12 protein-coding genes are annotated in these 15,966 nt (G+C 65.2%); 2 read left to right on the forward strand and 10 right to left on the reverse strand.

Annotated elements, in window-relative coordinates; all coding sequences use genetic code 11:
• The first annotated feature begins 79 nt into the window (after window positions 1–79).
• A complete protein-coding gene (locus tag NG898_RS20840) occupies window positions 80–1,648 on the forward strand; it encodes an efflux transporter outer membrane subunit (protein ID WP_289813090.1) in 1,569 nt (522 codons plus the stop codon).
• 735 nt (window positions 1,649–2,383) lie between these two features.
• Here NG898_RS20840 and NG898_RS20845 read toward each other — a convergent pair.
• The 9 genes from NG898_RS20845 to NG898_RS20885 all read right to left on the reverse strand — a co-directional run bounded on the left by NG898_RS20845 (window position 2,384) and on the right by NG898_RS20885 (window position 13,591).
• A complete protein-coding gene (locus NG898_RS20845; protein ID WP_252694227.1) occupies window positions 2,384–3,232 on the reverse strand; it encodes a hypothetical protein in 849 nt (282 codons plus the stop codon).
• Complete coding sequence (locus NG898_RS20850; protein ID WP_252694228.1) at window positions 3,229–4,293, reverse strand: YaiO family outer membrane beta-barrel protein; 1,065 nt, start codon at window positions 4,291–4,293, stop codon at window positions 3,229–3,231. The genes NG898_RS20845 and NG898_RS20850 overlap by 4 nt, the downstream gene beginning before the upstream one ends.
• 87 nt (window positions 4,294–4,380) lie before the next feature.
• Window positions 4,381–6,231: a polysaccharide deacetylase family protein gene (locus NG898_RS20855; protein ID WP_252694229.1), complete on the reverse strand. Its 1,851-nt coding sequence runs from the start codon at window positions 6,229–6,231 to the stop codon at window positions 4,381–4,383.
• Window positions 6,228–7,214 carry a hypothetical protein gene (locus NG898_RS20860; protein WP_252694230.1) on the reverse strand — a complete coding sequence of 329 codons (987 nt, stop codon included), beginning with the start codon at window positions 7,212–7,214 and terminating at the stop codon, window positions 6,228–6,230. Before NG898_RS20860 ends, NG898_RS20855 begins: the two co-directional genes overlap by 4 nt.
• 10 nt (window positions 7,215–7,224) lie before the next feature.
• Window positions 7,225–8,268 carry a bactofilin family protein gene (locus NG898_RS20865; protein WP_252694231.1) on the reverse strand — a complete coding sequence of 348 codons (1,044 nt, stop codon included), beginning with the start codon at window positions 8,266–8,268 and terminating at the stop codon, window positions 7,225–7,227.
• Window positions 8,265–9,590 (reverse strand): glycosyltransferase family 2 protein, encoded by a 1,326-nt coding sequence (locus tag NG898_RS20870; protein ID WP_252694232.1) that lies wholly within the window; start codon window positions 9,588–9,590, stop codon window positions 8,265–8,267. The genes NG898_RS20865 and NG898_RS20870 overlap by 4 nt, the downstream gene beginning before the upstream one ends.
• A gap of 21 nt (window positions 9,591–9,611) precedes the next feature.
• A complete protein-coding gene (wecB, locus tag NG898_RS20875) occupies window positions 9,612–10,763 on the reverse strand; it encodes a non-hydrolyzing UDP-N-acetylglucosamine 2-epimerase (protein ID WP_252694233.1) in 1,152 nt (383 codons plus the stop codon).
• Window positions 10,764–11,316: 553 nt separating this feature from the next.
• Entirely contained in the window at window positions 11,317–12,618 is a 1,302-nt protein-coding gene (locus NG898_RS20880; RefSeq protein ID WP_252694234.1) for an MFS transporter, read from the reverse strand.
• Between the two features lie 166 nt (window positions 12,619–12,784).
• On the reverse strand, window positions 12,785–13,591 hold the full coding sequence (locus NG898_RS20885; protein ID WP_252694235.1) for a putative hydro-lyase: 807 nt from the start codon (window positions 13,589–13,591) through the stop codon (window positions 12,785–12,787).
• 228 nt (window positions 13,592–13,819) lie between these two features.
• On the opposite strand from NG898_RS20885, the gene NG898_RS20890 reads away from it, so the two are divergent.
• On the forward strand, window positions 13,820–14,734 hold the full coding sequence (locus NG898_RS20890) for a glutaminase (protein WP_252694236.1): 915 nt from the start codon (window positions 13,820–13,822) through the stop codon (window positions 14,732–14,734).
• 37 nt (window positions 14,735–14,771) lie between these two features.
• On the opposite strand, the gene NG898_RS20895 is transcribed toward NG898_RS20890, so the two are convergent.
• On the reverse strand, window positions 14,772–15,716 hold the full coding sequence (locus NG898_RS20895; RefSeq protein ID WP_252694237.1) for a LysR family transcriptional regulator: 945 nt from the start codon (window positions 15,714–15,716) through the stop codon (window positions 14,772–14,774).
• Between the last annotated feature and the right edge of the window lie 250 nt (window positions 15,717–15,966).

Here is a 15,966-nt window from a genome sequence, read left to right on the forward strand (position 1 = left end):
AAGGTACGGCAAGGAGGAGCAACGACGCCAGGAAGGGTTTGTTAGCGACTCTAAGGTCAACACTCATCAAGACATCGTTATGAACGCGTCGACACAACAACAAACCGGTCCGGCCATGCGCGCCGGCCGCTGGACCCCGCTGGCGCTGGCCGCCGCGCTGTTCCTCGCGGCCTGCTCGCTCGCCCCGACCTACGAGAAGCCGGACGTTGGCACGCCCAACGCCTTCAAGGAAGCAGCGCAACCAGCACAAGCGGCCGATGCACCGCTGGCGGCAAACGAGCAAGGCAAGTGGAAGACCGCCGAGCCCGCCCTGCCCGCCGACGGCGCGTGGTGGAAGATCTTCAACGACCCGGCGCTCGACAAGCTCGAAGCGCAGGCCGCTGAAGCCAGCCCCACGCTGGCCGCCGCAGCTGCGCGTGTGAACCAGGCACGTGCCTTCGTGCAGGCCAATCGTGCATCGCTGTTCCCGGAACTGGATGCGGGCTTCGGCCCGACGCGCCAGCGGGCCTCGGCGGCATCGGCGGGCTTGCCGGTCGGTGCGCCCGTGCAGCCGCAGACGTACTGGCGTGCGCAGTCCACCGTGGCGTATGAGGTCGACCTGTTCGGCCGCGTGCGCAACAACATCGATGCCGCCGGCGCCGATGCCGAGCGTGTCGAAGCGCTGTACCGTGCCGCCCGCCTGTCATTGCAGGCCGACGTGGCGCAGACGTACTTCAGCCTGCGCACGCTGGATGCGGAAGAGGCCTTGCTGTCCCGCACGCTGGTCGGCCGTGAAGAGGCGCTCAAGCTGGTGCAGCGCCGCTTCAACACGGGCGACATTGGCGAGCTGGACGTTGCCCGCGCCGATGCCGAACTGGCCACGGCACGCTCCGACCGCATCGGCGTACAGCGCCGTCGCGCGGTGCTGGAGCACGCACTGGCAACGCTGCTGGGCAAGGCACCGGCTGATTTCACGATGGGCACCGACCCGCTGCAATCTGGCGACGTGCGCGTACCGGCTGGGCTGCCTTCCGCCCTGCTGGAACGCCGCCCCGACGTAGCCGCCGCCGAGCGCTCGATGGCGGCAGCCAACGCGCGCATTGGCGTGGCGCGTGCGGCGTTCTTCCCGCAGCTGCAGCTCACAGGTGGCTTCGGCTACGAGTCGCACGACATCGGCGACCTGCTCAAGTGGGGCAGCCGTACGTGGATTCTCGGGCCGCTGGTGGGCACTGCACTATCACTGCCGATCTTCGACGGTGGCGCACGCAGTGCCGGCGTGAAGCAGGCCCGTGCCGCGTACGAAGAGAACGTTGCCAACTACCGCGAAAGCGTGCTCGTCGCCTTCCGCGAGGTGGAAGACAACCTCTCGGAACTGCGCCTGCTGGCCGATCAATCCAAGGCACAGGACGATGCCGTACGCGCTTCCACGCGTGCAGCGCAACTCTCGCGCACGCGCTACAACGCGGGGTCGGTCAACTACCTGGACGTGATCGATGCTGAGCGCAACATGCTGTCCGCCGAACGTATCGGCGTGCAACTGGCCGGCAGCCGCATGAACTCCACCGTGGGGCTCATCAAGGCGCTGGGCGGTGGCTGGGGTGATCTGCCCCCGGCCGCACCGGCTAACGCAGCCAACGCGGCCCAGGGCGCAACGGTGGCGCAGCAGTAAGAATTTCTCTCCTCTCTCTCTGGAAAGCGAGATCTGCGCGGCTTCGGCCGCGTTTTTTTTCCTTTTCTTGAGTGAACTGGGCCGATTGCAGCGGCGGACGCTTCTTCCACGTCCCGACTCCATGCAAGAGGCTCGGGGCTTCAACAGCGGTGCGCATATTGCGGATACCGCTTCGCAGCGCGCGGCAATCGAACCTTGCCGAAGCACCCCTGTCCCTTAACGCACCGCCGTTGGCCCGCAGACGGCCGAGCGCCGCAGTTTTCGGTGCGTGCATCCGTCCTAAACATTCGATTTCGACAGTCGGAGGGTGGAGCCTCACCATCAAACAGTGGCGCACGGCCCTCGGAAGCCCGAACGCGGGCCAAAAACATCCGATACATCGGACCTTCGAGACCCGAGCGTCGCCCTCAAACCGTCGATATTGGCCCTCTGAGGCTCATGCTCAACGGTCCGAGGGTGGAAGCCGGCTGTCTGAGGTCGAAGATTTCGACCTCAGACTGTGGAAGGTGACTGTTTGAGGCTCGCGTTCGACCCTCGGAGGGTCGACCTCGACGGTTCGAGGGTCGACCTCGACGGTTGGAGGGTCACGTTCGAGCCATCAACGCCCGTCATCGACCATTCCAGGGTCGCGCTCCAGCGTATGAGCCCCGTTTTCTTGGAGGTACGCAGGCCACGTTGGCCAACGAAGCCCCATGCCTGCGACGCGCGAAGGCACCTCGCAGTCCGGTGGCGCGCCTACGAGAGACGCCGCCCCCCCGCCCCGCGCGCGTTCCAGCTCATGGCCCACGCATAGAAGCCGACCAGCGTGCCGAACTGCAGGAACACCGCCCACAGCAGAAAGATCTGCGGGTACCAGAGCATCGACCCTTTGAGCAGCACCACCGATGCCAGCGTGTACTGAAACGGAATGAACACCGTCAGATACGCCATGCCCATGACGGACAGCACCAGCTTGCGGATCAGGCCGAAGTCCAGCACGTTGTAGATCAGCGCATAAAGCCACGGCGTGATCAGCACCACCACGACCGACGCCTGCGTGAGCGAGCCGATCGAGCCGCCGCCGTCATACGGAAAGCTCGCGGGCCACATGAAGAAGTAGAACTGGGCGCTGGCCTGCACCACGCCAATAAAGCGCAGCCAATACGCCAGCGGCAACGCGCGGCCGCCGATGAAACGCGTGCCGAACAGCAGCGCCAGCGTGACGATCATCCCCACCAGCCATTGCACAGCGGTGGGCAACGCGGCATCGCTGTGCGGATACGGAATGGCGCCGAAGCCCGGTACGAGGGCCTTCACGGCCGCCACGCGAACCTGCCCTTCCAGCGCCACGCTCCAGAACCCGATGATGCGTTCCCACAGGCTGGCGATGGTCGGCCAGAGCGCGCAGTAGCCGGCGGTGAGCGCCAGCGGAATCCCAAGCACGTCGATCCAGCGCGTGAGCGGGAACGATAGGCGCCGCATCGCGCGGTGCATGACGATGCGATCGCCGCGATAGCCGATCACGCGCTTGGGCTCATGCCCGCGCAGCCGGCGCTTGGTGGGCAGGTCGTCGGCGTGCCCTTCCTCGATCGGCTTGGCGTTCATCGGAAGCTCCAGCGCAAGCCGATTTCACCGTAGGTGCGGTTGTAGAAGGGGTTGTGGTAGTACTGCGCGCCGATGATCAGCAGCAGGTCACGCGCGACACGCTCGCGCCACTGGATGGCGTAGCTCATGCTGTTGTAGTCCGCGCGCTCGGTGCCGGTGGTCAAGACTTGGTAGGCCTCGCGGGCGTGTTCCACGCGCAGCACGAGCGCGCGCTTTTCGTCGTTGCCGATCGTGGCCGCAATGTACTGGCTCGGGCCGAACACCATGCCCGGATTGGCCCGGTTGAAACGCAGGCCGCCCTCCAGCACGACCGACGGGAAATACGCCAGCGTGCTCAGCACCAGCCCCTGGTCATTGCGCACGCTGTCCTGGCCCTGCGCGTAGTAAGCGCCGATGCCGGCCACGAAACGGCGGTCGGGCCCGAACTTGCGATAGCCCGCCACATCCACACGCCACTTCGAGAACAACTCGCTGTTGCCCGTGCCCGCGCCGACGAGAACGTAGTAATCCTCAGAGAGATCGCGCGTGAGCGAGAGCGCGCCGTACTGGCCTGCAAAACCAAAGCGGCTCTGCCGATCCAGCTCGGCCTGCCAGATGCCGTACGAGGTGACCATCATGCCGCGCAGGGCCACGGCGGTGGCGCCGCCAAAGCCATCGCTCATACGGCCGGTGTCGAGCACGGCCTCGATGGCGGCGCGCTCGGGGGCGTAGGGTTCGGGCAGCGGTTGGGGCACGGTGGGCGCGTTGGCGCCGGGCGTCGGCACGGGCGTTGCGGCCAATGCCGTGGCGTCTGCCGGCGGGGCGGCACCTTCCGGTGCAGCCGGTTGTTCTGCTTCCGTTGCGGCTTCTTGCGGTGTTGCCGGCTCTGCCGGTTGCATCGCTTCGGCCGGTTGTGCAGTTTCTGTCGGTTGCGCCGGTTGCGCCGGTTGCGCCGGTTGTGCGTCTTGCGCCGGCTTGGCGGCATCCGGGGCGGCGGCCGGCTCGACAGCCTGAGCCCACGCCGCTGGCGCAGTCATGCCGCAGATGGCCGCGGCCATCCACGCGATTGGAGTTCGGTTCACGCTGGTATTTCCCCGTCTGTTATTGACAGCGGGCGCCGGCCTTTTTTTGATGCGCGGCGGCGGCCCTTTCTGCTTGTTGTCTTGTGCTTAGCTGCCCGTATTCAACTTGGCAGCAATGGCGAGCTTGGTGCCGGCGCCTGCCACCACGCGCCAGTTGTTGCCTTCCCTAACCACGCTGGCCTGGCCCGCCTCGACGCGCGGCTCGGCATAACGATCCGCCGCAAACAGCCATGTCAGGTCGTTCAGTGTTTCCGGATTCTCAGCAATCACACGCACGTCGCCGCGCTCCGATGTCGTGTGCCACACGGTCTTCTCACGCCGCTCGGCAAACTCGGCCATCTGCGTGATGGTGTGCCAGCGGAAGCGCTTGCGTGCCTCTTCCGCGTCGGCGGCTTCCATCAGTGCGTCAATGGCGTGCAGGTAGCGCACCGCTCCGGGCGGGTGGAAGTAGATCAGGCGGATCTCGCCGGAGTCCGTGGTGAACTTCACCAGCGAGGTCAGCCACGCCGCAATCTCCGCTTCCGGAATGTGCGCCATGTCGGCTTCTTCAATGGTCGCGTACTGGCCATACGTCTGCACAGGGAATGACCAGATGTGCTCGTCGCGCCGGCCATTGCGATAGGTGCGCGTCGGCCCCTGGCCGATGTTGCCGGTGAAGTAGTAGCCCTTGACGTTGTGCTCGTCCAGCCAGCGCGTCGCCCATTCGGGCTGGTTGCCGGTGGGGGCGGAATACTCGGTCTGCGGTTTGCCGGTCAGTGCCTCGATGGCGTCTGCGTTCTTCTGCAGGTAGGTCTCCATGGTGGCCTGGTTCTCTTCCGTCACGTTCAGGCCGAACCAGTCGTGAATCCAGCCGCCGTGGCTGCCCACCTCGTGCCCCTGCTTCATCAGGCCGTGCACCACTTCCGCAAACGCGGGGTTGTGGGCGAGGTTGACGCCCAAGCCGTCGCCAAACTGGCGCTGGTCAGGGCCGGCGGTGATGTGGAAGCTGAACGGGCCGCGCTTGAAGACGCCGTCTTCAATCAGCTTGTCGGTGGCGTCAATACAGATGCGCGCATCGCAGTGCCAGTTCAGCACGAGGCCACCCACACCCTGCGGCGCCGGCGACAGGCGCGGCTGCTCCAGCACGCGGCCGGCAAAGTAGCTGAGGAAGCCGTGCATCAGCACGCCGTCGGTACGCAGCTTCAGATACGTTAGCGGCAGGTTGACGAACAGCACGTGGCCTTTGCCCACGGTGCGCTCGCCCGCGATGATCGAGTTGTCTTCGGAGCGCAGCAGCACCTTGCCGGCGTAGTCGCCGTGTGTGCGCAGGGTCGGGTACTGCAGCATGTCCTGGCCGTAGCCCGACAGCACCGCACGCCCATTCGACACAATCCAGCGCCCCGGCGGAATATGCAGATCGACCATTGCATCGGGCTGGCCATAGACGGTGGCCTGGCTGGCCATCTTTTCGCGCAGCGTCGAATAGAAACCGTACTGCACGCCGGCCAGCGTCGACATACGCGAGGCGCCATCTTCGTAGAAGCCCTTTTCGTTGAGGATGCCGGCGTCGTACACCTGCATGAGCGCACCGCCGTTTTGCACGAACTGGCTGATCTGGTTGACGAGCGCGGTGGTCATCGACCGGTGCACGGTGTCGGGCAGGATCACGCCGGCAAACACACGCTCGCCATTCAACCCGTGGCGCACGAAATCCGACGCCGACATGGTGCGCAGGCGCAAGCCCTCTTCCAGCGCGGCGTCTTCCCACGCCTGCACGTAGATGCGGTTGTCTTGCCCGAGGTTGTCGGGCACCACCAGCACGATGTCATCTGTCTGCGGGCGGCCCGGGCCGGCGCTGAGGTTGCGTGCCAGCAGCAGCGCGCAGGCCGCAAAGGCGATCAGGATCAACAGACTGGCCAGGTGCTTGCGCCAGTTGATGCGCTTGGAAGGTGTGCTCATTCGGAAATCGCCAGTGCATGCGAGAGCCCGATCAGCGCGCCCTCTTCCATCAAGTTCCAGCGGCCTGCGGCGCGCCATTGCGGCGCGGCCTGCAGCCACTTCTGCGCGGTCGGTGTATCGCCCAGCGTGTAGGCAGCCCAGGCGATCAGGCCCCACGGGAACGGGTCTGCCTTGCCCGACAGCCACGTCTGCCCGTAGCGGAACTTCCACACCGCCCATTTACGCTGGGCGGCGGAGCCAGTCTCCAGGTCATGCACCCACGGATAGACGGGCGCAACCGCCGTCGGGTAGAAGCCGTACGGCGTGGGCGGCAGGCTCACGCGTGCGGGCTCCAGCGCGCCATTCCGTTGGTAACCATAGGCCTGCGCAAGGCCGTCCATCATTTGCTTGTGTGTGGGCAGCGCGGCCAGCTCCAGCGTGTAGTGCAACGATGCCTTGGGGTCGGCGCGCAAGTGCTTGAGTGCGCCGGCCACTTCCACGTTGTCGGCAAAGTAGGCTTCCGGCCGATCGGCAAATGCCTGGAACGTCGTGCGCTTCGGGTCCCACAGCGTCGCCAGGTGCATCAACGCGAGGCTGCAGCTCGCCAGCAGTTGCGGCGGGCCATGCAAGACCTCATTGACGAGCAGGCACCAGAACACCGCTTGCGAGTCATCCGCGTCGGCGTGGCCACATGCGGCCCAGCCGTCTGTGCCATTGCGGCAAAGGCGTGGGAACGTGCCATTGGCCTGTTGATACGGCAGCAGCCAATTGGCCAGCCCAACGGCCGGGGCTTGCACGTCGGCACCCAGGCGGTGCGCGACCAGCAGGGCTTCGATAGCGACGTAGGGCTCGACGTAATCGCCCTGGGCGAATACGGTCATGGCGCCGTCGGGCGTGGTGAAGTCTTCAAACATCGTCGCACCGTGCGCAGCGGCAGCCGAAAGCACAAGCCCGACCAGCACGGCAAAGCAGCGGCGAATGCAAGCGCTCCAGAACGTGACCATGCAAGCCTCCTTACCCTTCCACACGCGCGAACTCGTGCGCGGTAATCACGCCATGCACGACGCAGCCCGGCGAGACGAACAGGCGGTTGCAGACGAGCGTGGTCGGTGCATCTGGGCGGCCGATACGGCAGTTGGGTCCGAGGACGATGTCCTCAAAACCGATCAGCGGGCCCAGCACTGCGCTGCCCGCACCGATCTCAAGATTCTTGCGCGCAGACAGCGTACCGGCGATGCGCACGCCGTCTCCCGTGCGCAGGTGCCCATGCGTCTTGATACTGCCTTCGAGCACCATGCCACCCGCGACGCGGCAATCGCCGCGCACCACGTAGTCGCAATCGGTTGCCTCGTCGGCGGCCAGCGTGGCATCGCCGTCGAGCACGCGGCGCTCCGTGGCCGGCTTCGGCAAGCCGACCGGCTGCGCCGCGCTGCGCACGTCGCCAAACATCACCTCAGTGGCGCCCGCACGTTCGAAGCGCGCCGGTGCAGCCATCACGATGCGTTCCTCCGCCGTGACACGGCCTTCGACACGCACGTTGGGCAGCAACCGCACATTACGGCCATGCACCCAGCGCTGCACCACCACGTTCTCGCCCAGTTCGATATCGCCTTCAGCCAGGCAGGCGCGCAGGCGGGTATCACGCTCGACTTCGACATCCTGCTCGACATACAGGTCGGCACGCACGCGGCTGCGCGGGCCCAGCCACGCGTTGCCCCGAAACACGACGATGTGGTTGACCTTGTCCAGCATGCGCACCAGACCTGATTGCTCGGCAGACGGCCGGCCGCGCGGGTCGCGCCCCACGCTCAGTTCCGCGCTTACGGGCACCTGGTAGGCGGCACCCGCAGCGCGCATGGCGTCAACATCCACGCCGTACTGCTCTTGCAGCCGGCGGCGGAAGCTGTTGGCAAAGAAGGTGAGATTGTTCGGCTGGTCACGCCGCATCGGCAACGGAGCGGAATCGGTGGGGCGCAGCCATTCCGACAACGCCGGCAGGAACGGCAGCACGAGCAGGCCCGCCACCGCGCCGCTCAGCAGCAGCACGCTTCCGATCATGTGCCCTCCGGGCCGGTGCGCACGGGCACCTCGCCAGCCATGATGTTGACCACACCCGCGGCTTCCGTGCGGAAGCGCTCGGTCTTGTCCCACACCAGTTCGCGCTTTTTCACGGCGTCGATGACTTGCGTCACACCCGCGCGCGCGATCGTCATCATGCTGACCAGGAAGCCGAACAGGTTCAGCGGCAGCAAGCGGATGCGGTTGCGATGGCCATCGAGGTAGGTGGCCGCCGCAATCTCGAAGAAGGCCGCGTTGGTACCCAGCCCGCCGTAGCACAGCAGCGCCGCCAGAAGAATCCAGCCCGAGACGATGGACTGCGCCGCCGCATAGAACAGGATGACCGCCACCACCCAGCCGGCCAGCTGCACCATCGGCATGACGAAGATCAGCAGCAGCAATGCGCCGTCCAGCCGTTCCAGCCGGCTGATGCGGTCGTTGGCGAGCAGCTTGCGGATGTTCTGCACCATCACCTGGTTGTGGCCGCGCGACCACCGGCTGATCTGTTTGAGCCGCACGGGCCAGACTTCGGGCACCTCTTCGTAGCACTCGGAGCGGTTCTGGTAGACCGTCTTCCAGCCGTGCTGCAGCAGGCGGAACGTCACATCGGTGTCTTCGGCCAGCGTGTCGATGTTCCAGCCGCCGATGTCGTCCAGCGCGCGGCGGCGGATACCGCCCACGGTGCCGCCGTATTGCGGTACCAGGCCCAGGTTCATGCGGGCAGTCTGGTCGACCTGGTAGCCGCCGGAGCGCTCCAGGTCGAGCAGCCGCGTGAGCAGGTTTGCGCCGGCATTCACGGGCACCACGCGGCCCATGATGGCGCCCACTTCCGGGTCGAAGAACGGCGCCACAAGCTGTTTGATGAGGCCGCGCGCCGGCAGGTAGTCGGCGTCGAACACGATCATGATCTCGGCGTCGATCAACTGCGTGGCATCGCGCAGCGCCGCCGCCTTGCCGGGCCGGCCTTCGGTGCGGTGGAACAGCTGGAAGCGGCCGGGGTTGCGTGCCGCAATCTCGTCGATGATCTCGCGCGTGCGGTCCTTCGAGCGATCGTTGACCGGCATGATGGTCAGCTTGTCCTGCGGGTAATCCACCAGCAGCAGCGCGTTGAGGCAGTCGGCAATCACGCGCTCTTCGTTGTGCGCCGCCACGCAGACCACCACGCTCGGCCACGCGCCCTGTTCGATGTCGAGATACGGCTGGCGCTGACGGCCGAACAGCCGGTTCAGCGTGAACAGGTAGTGCCGCGCGGTGTAGACGACGAGCAGCGTGATGATGCAGAACGCAAGCACCAGCAGGATATCGATCGCAAGCGTGGACATGGTCTTCGTTGCCTTCGGCCGTCAGGCCGCTTGAAGTTCTTCGCCCAGAAACTCCTGGACATGCGCACCGCCCAAGGCGGCCACGATGCGCTGCGAGGCGAGCCCGTCGCCGTATGGGTTCAGGCGTTGCGAGAACGCGCGCCAGGCGTCGTCGTTGTCGTACAGGTGGTTGACGGCGCCCACGATGCTGTCCACCTCCGTGCCGACCAGGCGCACGGTGCCGGCCTGCACAGCCTCCGGGCGCTCCGTCACGTTGCGCATGACGAGCACCGGCTTGCCCAGCGACGGCGCTTCTTCCTGCACGCCGCCCGAGTCCGTCAGGATCACGTGGGCGCGCTGCATCAGCCGCACGAAGCGGGCGTAATCCAGCGGTTCGATCAGATGCACGTTCGGCAGGCCCGCCAGCGCGGCCTGCACGGGCCCGCGCACGTTCGGGTTCAGGTGGATCGGATAGACGATCTGGATGTCGTCGCGGCGCGCCAACGTGGCCAGTGCCTCGCAGATGTTGGCAAAGCCTGAGCCGAAGTTCTCGCGGCGGTGGCCCGTCACCAGCAGCACCTTGCGGTCGTCCTTCAGGAACGGGAAATGCGCATCCAGCTCGGCACGGAAGGCGGCGTCCTTCAGGATGCGCTGGGTGGTCTGCAGCAGCGCGTCGATCACGGTGTTGCCCGTCACCAGGATGCGGCCGCCCAGGTTCTCAGCCTGCAGGTTGCGGCGCGACGAATCGGTCGGGGCAAACAGCAGATCGGCACACACGTCGATGGTGCGGCGGTTCATCTCTTCCGGCCACGGTTGGTAAAGGTCGCCTGTGCGCAGGCCGGCTTCCACATGGCCGATGGGAATGCGGCGGTGGAACGCCGCCATGGCCGACATCATCGCGGTGGTCGTGTCGCCGTGCACCAGGATGCGGTCGGGGCGCACCGTCTCCAGCACGTCATCAAACGCCGTGAGCAGGCGCGCGCTCAGTCCGTTCAGCGTCTGGTTCTGCGTCATCAGTTCCAGGTCGTATTGCGGCGTGATATCGAACAGGTCCAGCACCTGCTGCAGCATCTGCTTGTGCTGCCCCGTCACGCAGACGACGGACTCCATGGCCGACTGCTCGGCCAGCGCCTTGACGAGCGGCGCCATCTTGATCGCTTCGGGCCGTGTGCCGAAGACGGAGAGAATTTTCATAGCCGGGTAGAAAGAAGCACGGCATGCGCATCGCAGACGCACATACAGCACACAGGACTGACGAAGGGAATCGGGTGACGCCTCCTCCGTGCCTCCTTCTTGTTCTTATGCGACCGTGGGGGCGGGGAAACCGGGCGTCGTGCAGGCCGCAATTTTCTCAATGAACACGCCATTACCGCCACCCCTCGTTTTTTTAAACAGAAAGGCTGACTAGGATTACCCCTTCTTTAGGGGGTGTGGGAAATAACGGGCGCTAACGGAGAAAATGAGCTGAACGATCGCGTGCGTTGCTGAAACTGTCCGCAAGGCGCGGAGCCGCACTGATATTGGCGTTGCAGCAGGTTGATTGCCTGAACGCGGATTATCGATGAATCAATCTGGGTTTCATCTTCGGCTTTTCTTGAAGCCGAAGCATGCGTAATTGCAACGCAAATGAAAACACAAAAAGGATAAATGATTCCCACCCATTAGTGGGGTATACCGATTTATCTGAAAAAAAAACGCGGCGTCTTCCAAACGCCGCGCGCTGTGCACTTTGGGGGAAGCACAGGAGTTAAATCGATTCGAGTTCGCGGCCGCGTGTCTCCGGCAACGTGAGTGCTGCCACGATGAGCAGCCCATAGGCGCCCGCCGCGAAGATGCCAATGGCATGCCCCAGCGACGAATGCGCACTCACCTGCCCGATCAGGAACGGGAAGCACGCGCCCACCGCCCGGCCCACGTTGTAGCAAAAGCCCTGGCCCGAACCGCGCACCGCCGTCGGAAACAGCTCGGTCAGGAACGCGCCCATGCCGGCAAAGATGCCCGAGGCAAAGAAGCCCAGCGGCAGGCCGAGCAGCAGCATGGTGCTGTCGGTCACCTCCAGTTGCGTATAGGCCAGCGCCACCACCATCGAGCCCACGGCAAACAGGATGAAGTTGCGTTTGCGGCCCAGGCGGTCGGTCAGCACCGCGCTGGTCAGGTAGCCGATATACGAACCGATGATTACCACGGCCAGATAACCGCCGGTGCCCAGCACGGTCAGATGGCGCTCGGTTTTCAGGAACGTCGGCAGCCACGTGGTGATGGCGTAGTAGCCGCCTTGCGCGCCGGTGGTCAGCACGGCGGCACGCAGCGTGGTGCTCAGCAGCCGGGGAGAGAAAATCTCGAAAAAGCTCGTGCGCTCTGTGGCTTGTGACTTCGCTTCCTGAAACACCTCCGGCTCTTTCACCAGCCGGCGCAGGAAGAACACGAACACCGCCGGCACGATCCCCACGAGAAACAACGCGCGCCATGCGGTTTCAGGCGGCATCACGCTAAAGAACCACGCATACAGCAATGCCGATGCGCCCCACCCCAGCGCCCACCCCGCTTGCACCATGCCAACGGCCTTGCCGCGATCCCGCGAGCGAATGGCCTCGCCGATCAGCACCGCGCCGGCCGTCCACTCGCCGCCAAAGCCGAAGCCCATGAGCGTGCGGGCAATCAGCAGCTGTTCGTAGTTCTGCGCGAGGCCGCACAGGAAGGTAAACACGGCAAACCACAGGATGGTGATCTGCAACGCGCGCACGCGCCCGATACGGTCTGACAGGATGCCCGCCACCCAGCCGCCCGCCGCCGATGCCAGCAGCGTGCACGTGCCGATCAACCCCGCATCGGCCTTGGAAAGGCCCCACACGCCGATCAACGTGGGGATGACGAAGCTCAGGATCTGCGTGTCCATCGCGTCGAGCGCGTAGCCCACCTTGCAGCTCCAGAACGTACGGCGCTCCTGCGCGGAGATCTCTCGGTACCAGCGGAATAAACCGCCGGAGTTGGCTGCGGCAGTGGCGTCCGTCCCGGCGGGCGCTCGCGCAACCGTTGCTTCGGTTGTCATGGTGTTTCCTCCTTGTTACTGATGCTGTCTCGATGCGTCTATCGCTTATTGCTATAAACCAGCGCCTCTGCGTGCGCCAGTTGGAACCCCGGTACCCGTCCGTCTTGCGGTCTTGCGGTCTTTCCGCCTTTTGGTCTTTCTGACTTTTGGTCTTGCAGCTGCGTGTTCAGGCCAACGCCGCGGTACGCAGGTCGGTGATCAGCATGTGCCCCGGTGCATGCGTGATGCACAACTCAGGCCGGGCCTGTTGCACCACCGCCTGGGGTGTCACGCCACAAGCCCAGAACACCGGCACTTCGCCCGGCTGCACAGGCACCGCATCGCCCCAATCGGGCTGTGCGAGATCAGCAATGCCGATGGCCGCCGGATCGCCAAAATGCACCGGCGCGCCGTGCGCACGCGGCATGCGCGAGGTGATCTCGATGGCGCGGATGGCATCGGCCACCGACATCGGCCGCATTGACACCACCAGCTTGCCCGCCAGGCGGGACGTACCGATCGTGTCGACCGACGTGCGATACATCGCCACGTTGCGCGACATGGCGATATGGCGCAGCGGCACGCCCGCTTCCATCAACGCATGCTCGAACGAGAACGAGCAGCCGATGGCAAAGGCGACCATGTCGTCGGTCCACAGCGCTTCAACATCGGCCGGCTCGTCGGCCAGTTCGCCGTTGCGATAGACGCGATAGCGCGGCACGTCGCGGCGCACGTCAACGTCCTGCCCCAGATGGCGGAACACGGGCACGCCGGGTTCGGTCACGTCCAACAGGGGGCACGGTTTCGGGTTGAGCTGGCAGAAGCGCAGAAACTCGTTGGCCCACGTATCGCGCAGCATCACGATATTGGCCTGCACGTAGCCATCGCACAGGCCGCTGGTGTGGCCGCGCAGCACGCCCGAGCGCGCCGCAAGGCGGGCGGAATACGGATTTGCGTACGCCACGCTGGCACCCGGGCGGGTGTGTACGGGCATCGGCGCCGGGTGTTCCGACACTCTTTTTGCCTGGGCTGTCTCCACTGCCGTCATCATTCAAGCTCTTCCACAAGGTTGTTCGTGCGGCAAATTGTGAAAGCGCGATGAAACGCGGTCCAACGAAAGTTTCGGATTGCAGGCGATAGGAAAAGGTGATTGCCAAGGCGGGTGCCGCATCCGCGCGTGTAGAATCCGTCGCCCCCTCCGTTTTGCCGCTCTTCGCCTGACATGGACTACCAAGCGATCCTGGACACCATCCACCGCGACATCCAGCCGTATCTCGGCCAGGGGCGGGTTGCCGATTACATCCCCGAGCTGGCCGGCGCGAATGCGGCAGATTTCGGCATGGCCCTCGTCACGCTCGGCGGCGACGTCTACACGGTGGGCAAGGCGAATGTGCCGTTTTCGATCCAAAGCGTCTCCAAGCTGTTTGCCTGCACGCTAGCCTTCCAGCTCGAAGGCGAAACGCTCTGGCACCGCGTCGGCCGCGAACCCTCCGGCAATGCTTTCAACTCGCTGGTGCAGCTCGAATACGAGAACGGCATCCCGCGCAACCCGTTCATCAATGCCGGTGCGCTGGTCGTGACCGACGTGCTGTGCCGCCGCTTCGTTCAGGCTGAGACCGCACTGGTGCAATTCATGCGGCGGCTGGTCGACAACCCGCGCATCGACTACGTGCGGCGCGTGGCCGAATCCGAACTGGCCCATGCCGACCGCAATCGCGCAATGGCCCACTTCATGAAGAGCTTCGGCAACCTGCACATGCCGGTGGAAACCGTCATCGATGCGTACTGCCGCCAATGCGCCATCGAGATGGACTGTACCGACCTCGCCCGCGCGGTCCTGTTTCTCGCCAACGGCGGCGTCGTGCCGTGGAGCGGCGAGCGCATCGTCGATGCCAGCCCCGCCAAGCGCCTCTCTGCCCTGATGCTGACCTGCGGTACTTACGACGCGGCAGGCGACTTCGTCTATCGCGTGGGGCTGCCGGCCAAGAGTGGCGTGGGCGGCGGCATCGTTGCCGTGCTGCCGGGCGAGTTTGGCGTGTGCGTGTGGTCGCCGGGGCTGGACGTCAGTGGCAACTCGCTCGCCGGCCTGCAAGCGCTGGAATGGCTCACGACGCTGACCGGCCGCTCGATCTTCTGACGCTGCCGCCACGGCACGCTTGCGTGGCTCAGGCGGCCTAGGCGGCTTCCGTGTTGCGCTCGACTTCTTCGGCAATGGCATAGCGCGGGCCGACCGACAGGCAGAATTCCCGCGCCATCGTGCGCGCCAGGCCAACAATGGCTTCGTGCACCTCCAGCCCCGCTCCAGCGCGCCACGACGCGATGATCGGCAAGGTGGGCAACGCGGGCTCCACATCCAGTACCGTCAACGCGCCGCTCTCAATGCGGTCGCGTACCAGCACGGTGGGCAACGCGCCCACGCCGAAGCCATCGCCCACCAGGCGCGTCATGGCGGCCACCGAATTGACGCAGTTCACGCGCGGTGATTCCACCCCGCTCAGGTGCAGCAGGTTCAGCATGTCTTGATGCGGCCGCGAGTTGCGCACGAAGGTGATGAGCCGTTCGCGCGCCAGTTCACCCAGGCTGCAGTACGGGTGGGCCAGCCGGGAGTTGGTGGCGACCACCCAGTGGATTGGATACTGCGCGAGCTGCACGTTGCGCACACTTTCGGCGCGCAGCAGATCGGTCTGGAAAGCAATGTCGAGCGCGCCCTTCTGCAAGTGCTCGACGAGGTGCATCGCGCTGTCGGCCACGAGTTCGATTTCCAGCGCAGGAAACATCTCGGCGGTGCGCGCGATGAGCGGCGAGAGCCACGTGTGGATGACGCTGTCCATCGCCCCCACCCGCACGCGCCCTTCAAAGCCCGGACGTTGTGCCACGGCTGCCTGCAACTGGTGCAGCGTGCTCACCATGCGGTCGGCATATTCGAGCACCTTGTGGCCATCGGGCGTGAGTTGCACGCCGCGTGTGTCGCGGTCAAACAGGCGCACGCCCAGCTCTTCTTCCAGCGCGGCAATCCGCGCCGAAATGGACGCCTGCGTGGTGAACAGCTTGTCTGCGGTAAGGCGAAAACTACGCAGCCGCGCCACCCAGACAAAGGTTTCCAGAAAACGTAGGTTCATGCCCTGCCCCTCGTGTTGTTGTAGGTGGCTCGCTTGCGTTGCACCCGCTGCGCCATCGGCCCCGTGCAGCGCGTTCAGGTTACGGATTTTCGTGCTGCGGCGCACGCTCATGCACGCCTGTTCGGCGGTTTTTACCAAAGCCCCGCCAAAACTGCCACGGACCCTCGTAGTTTCTACAACGCAGGCGCCTCCACGCCTGCGGCGCACTACGTAATTTGCCAATAGCTGCGCTGGCAACCGGCGTCCAGAA

The sequence above is a fragment of the Ralstonia mojiangensis genome (assembly GCF_023955645.1).
GTDB classification, from domain to species: domain Bacteria; phylum Pseudomonadota; class Gammaproteobacteria; order Burkholderiales; family Burkholderiaceae; genus Ralstonia; species Ralstonia mojiangensis.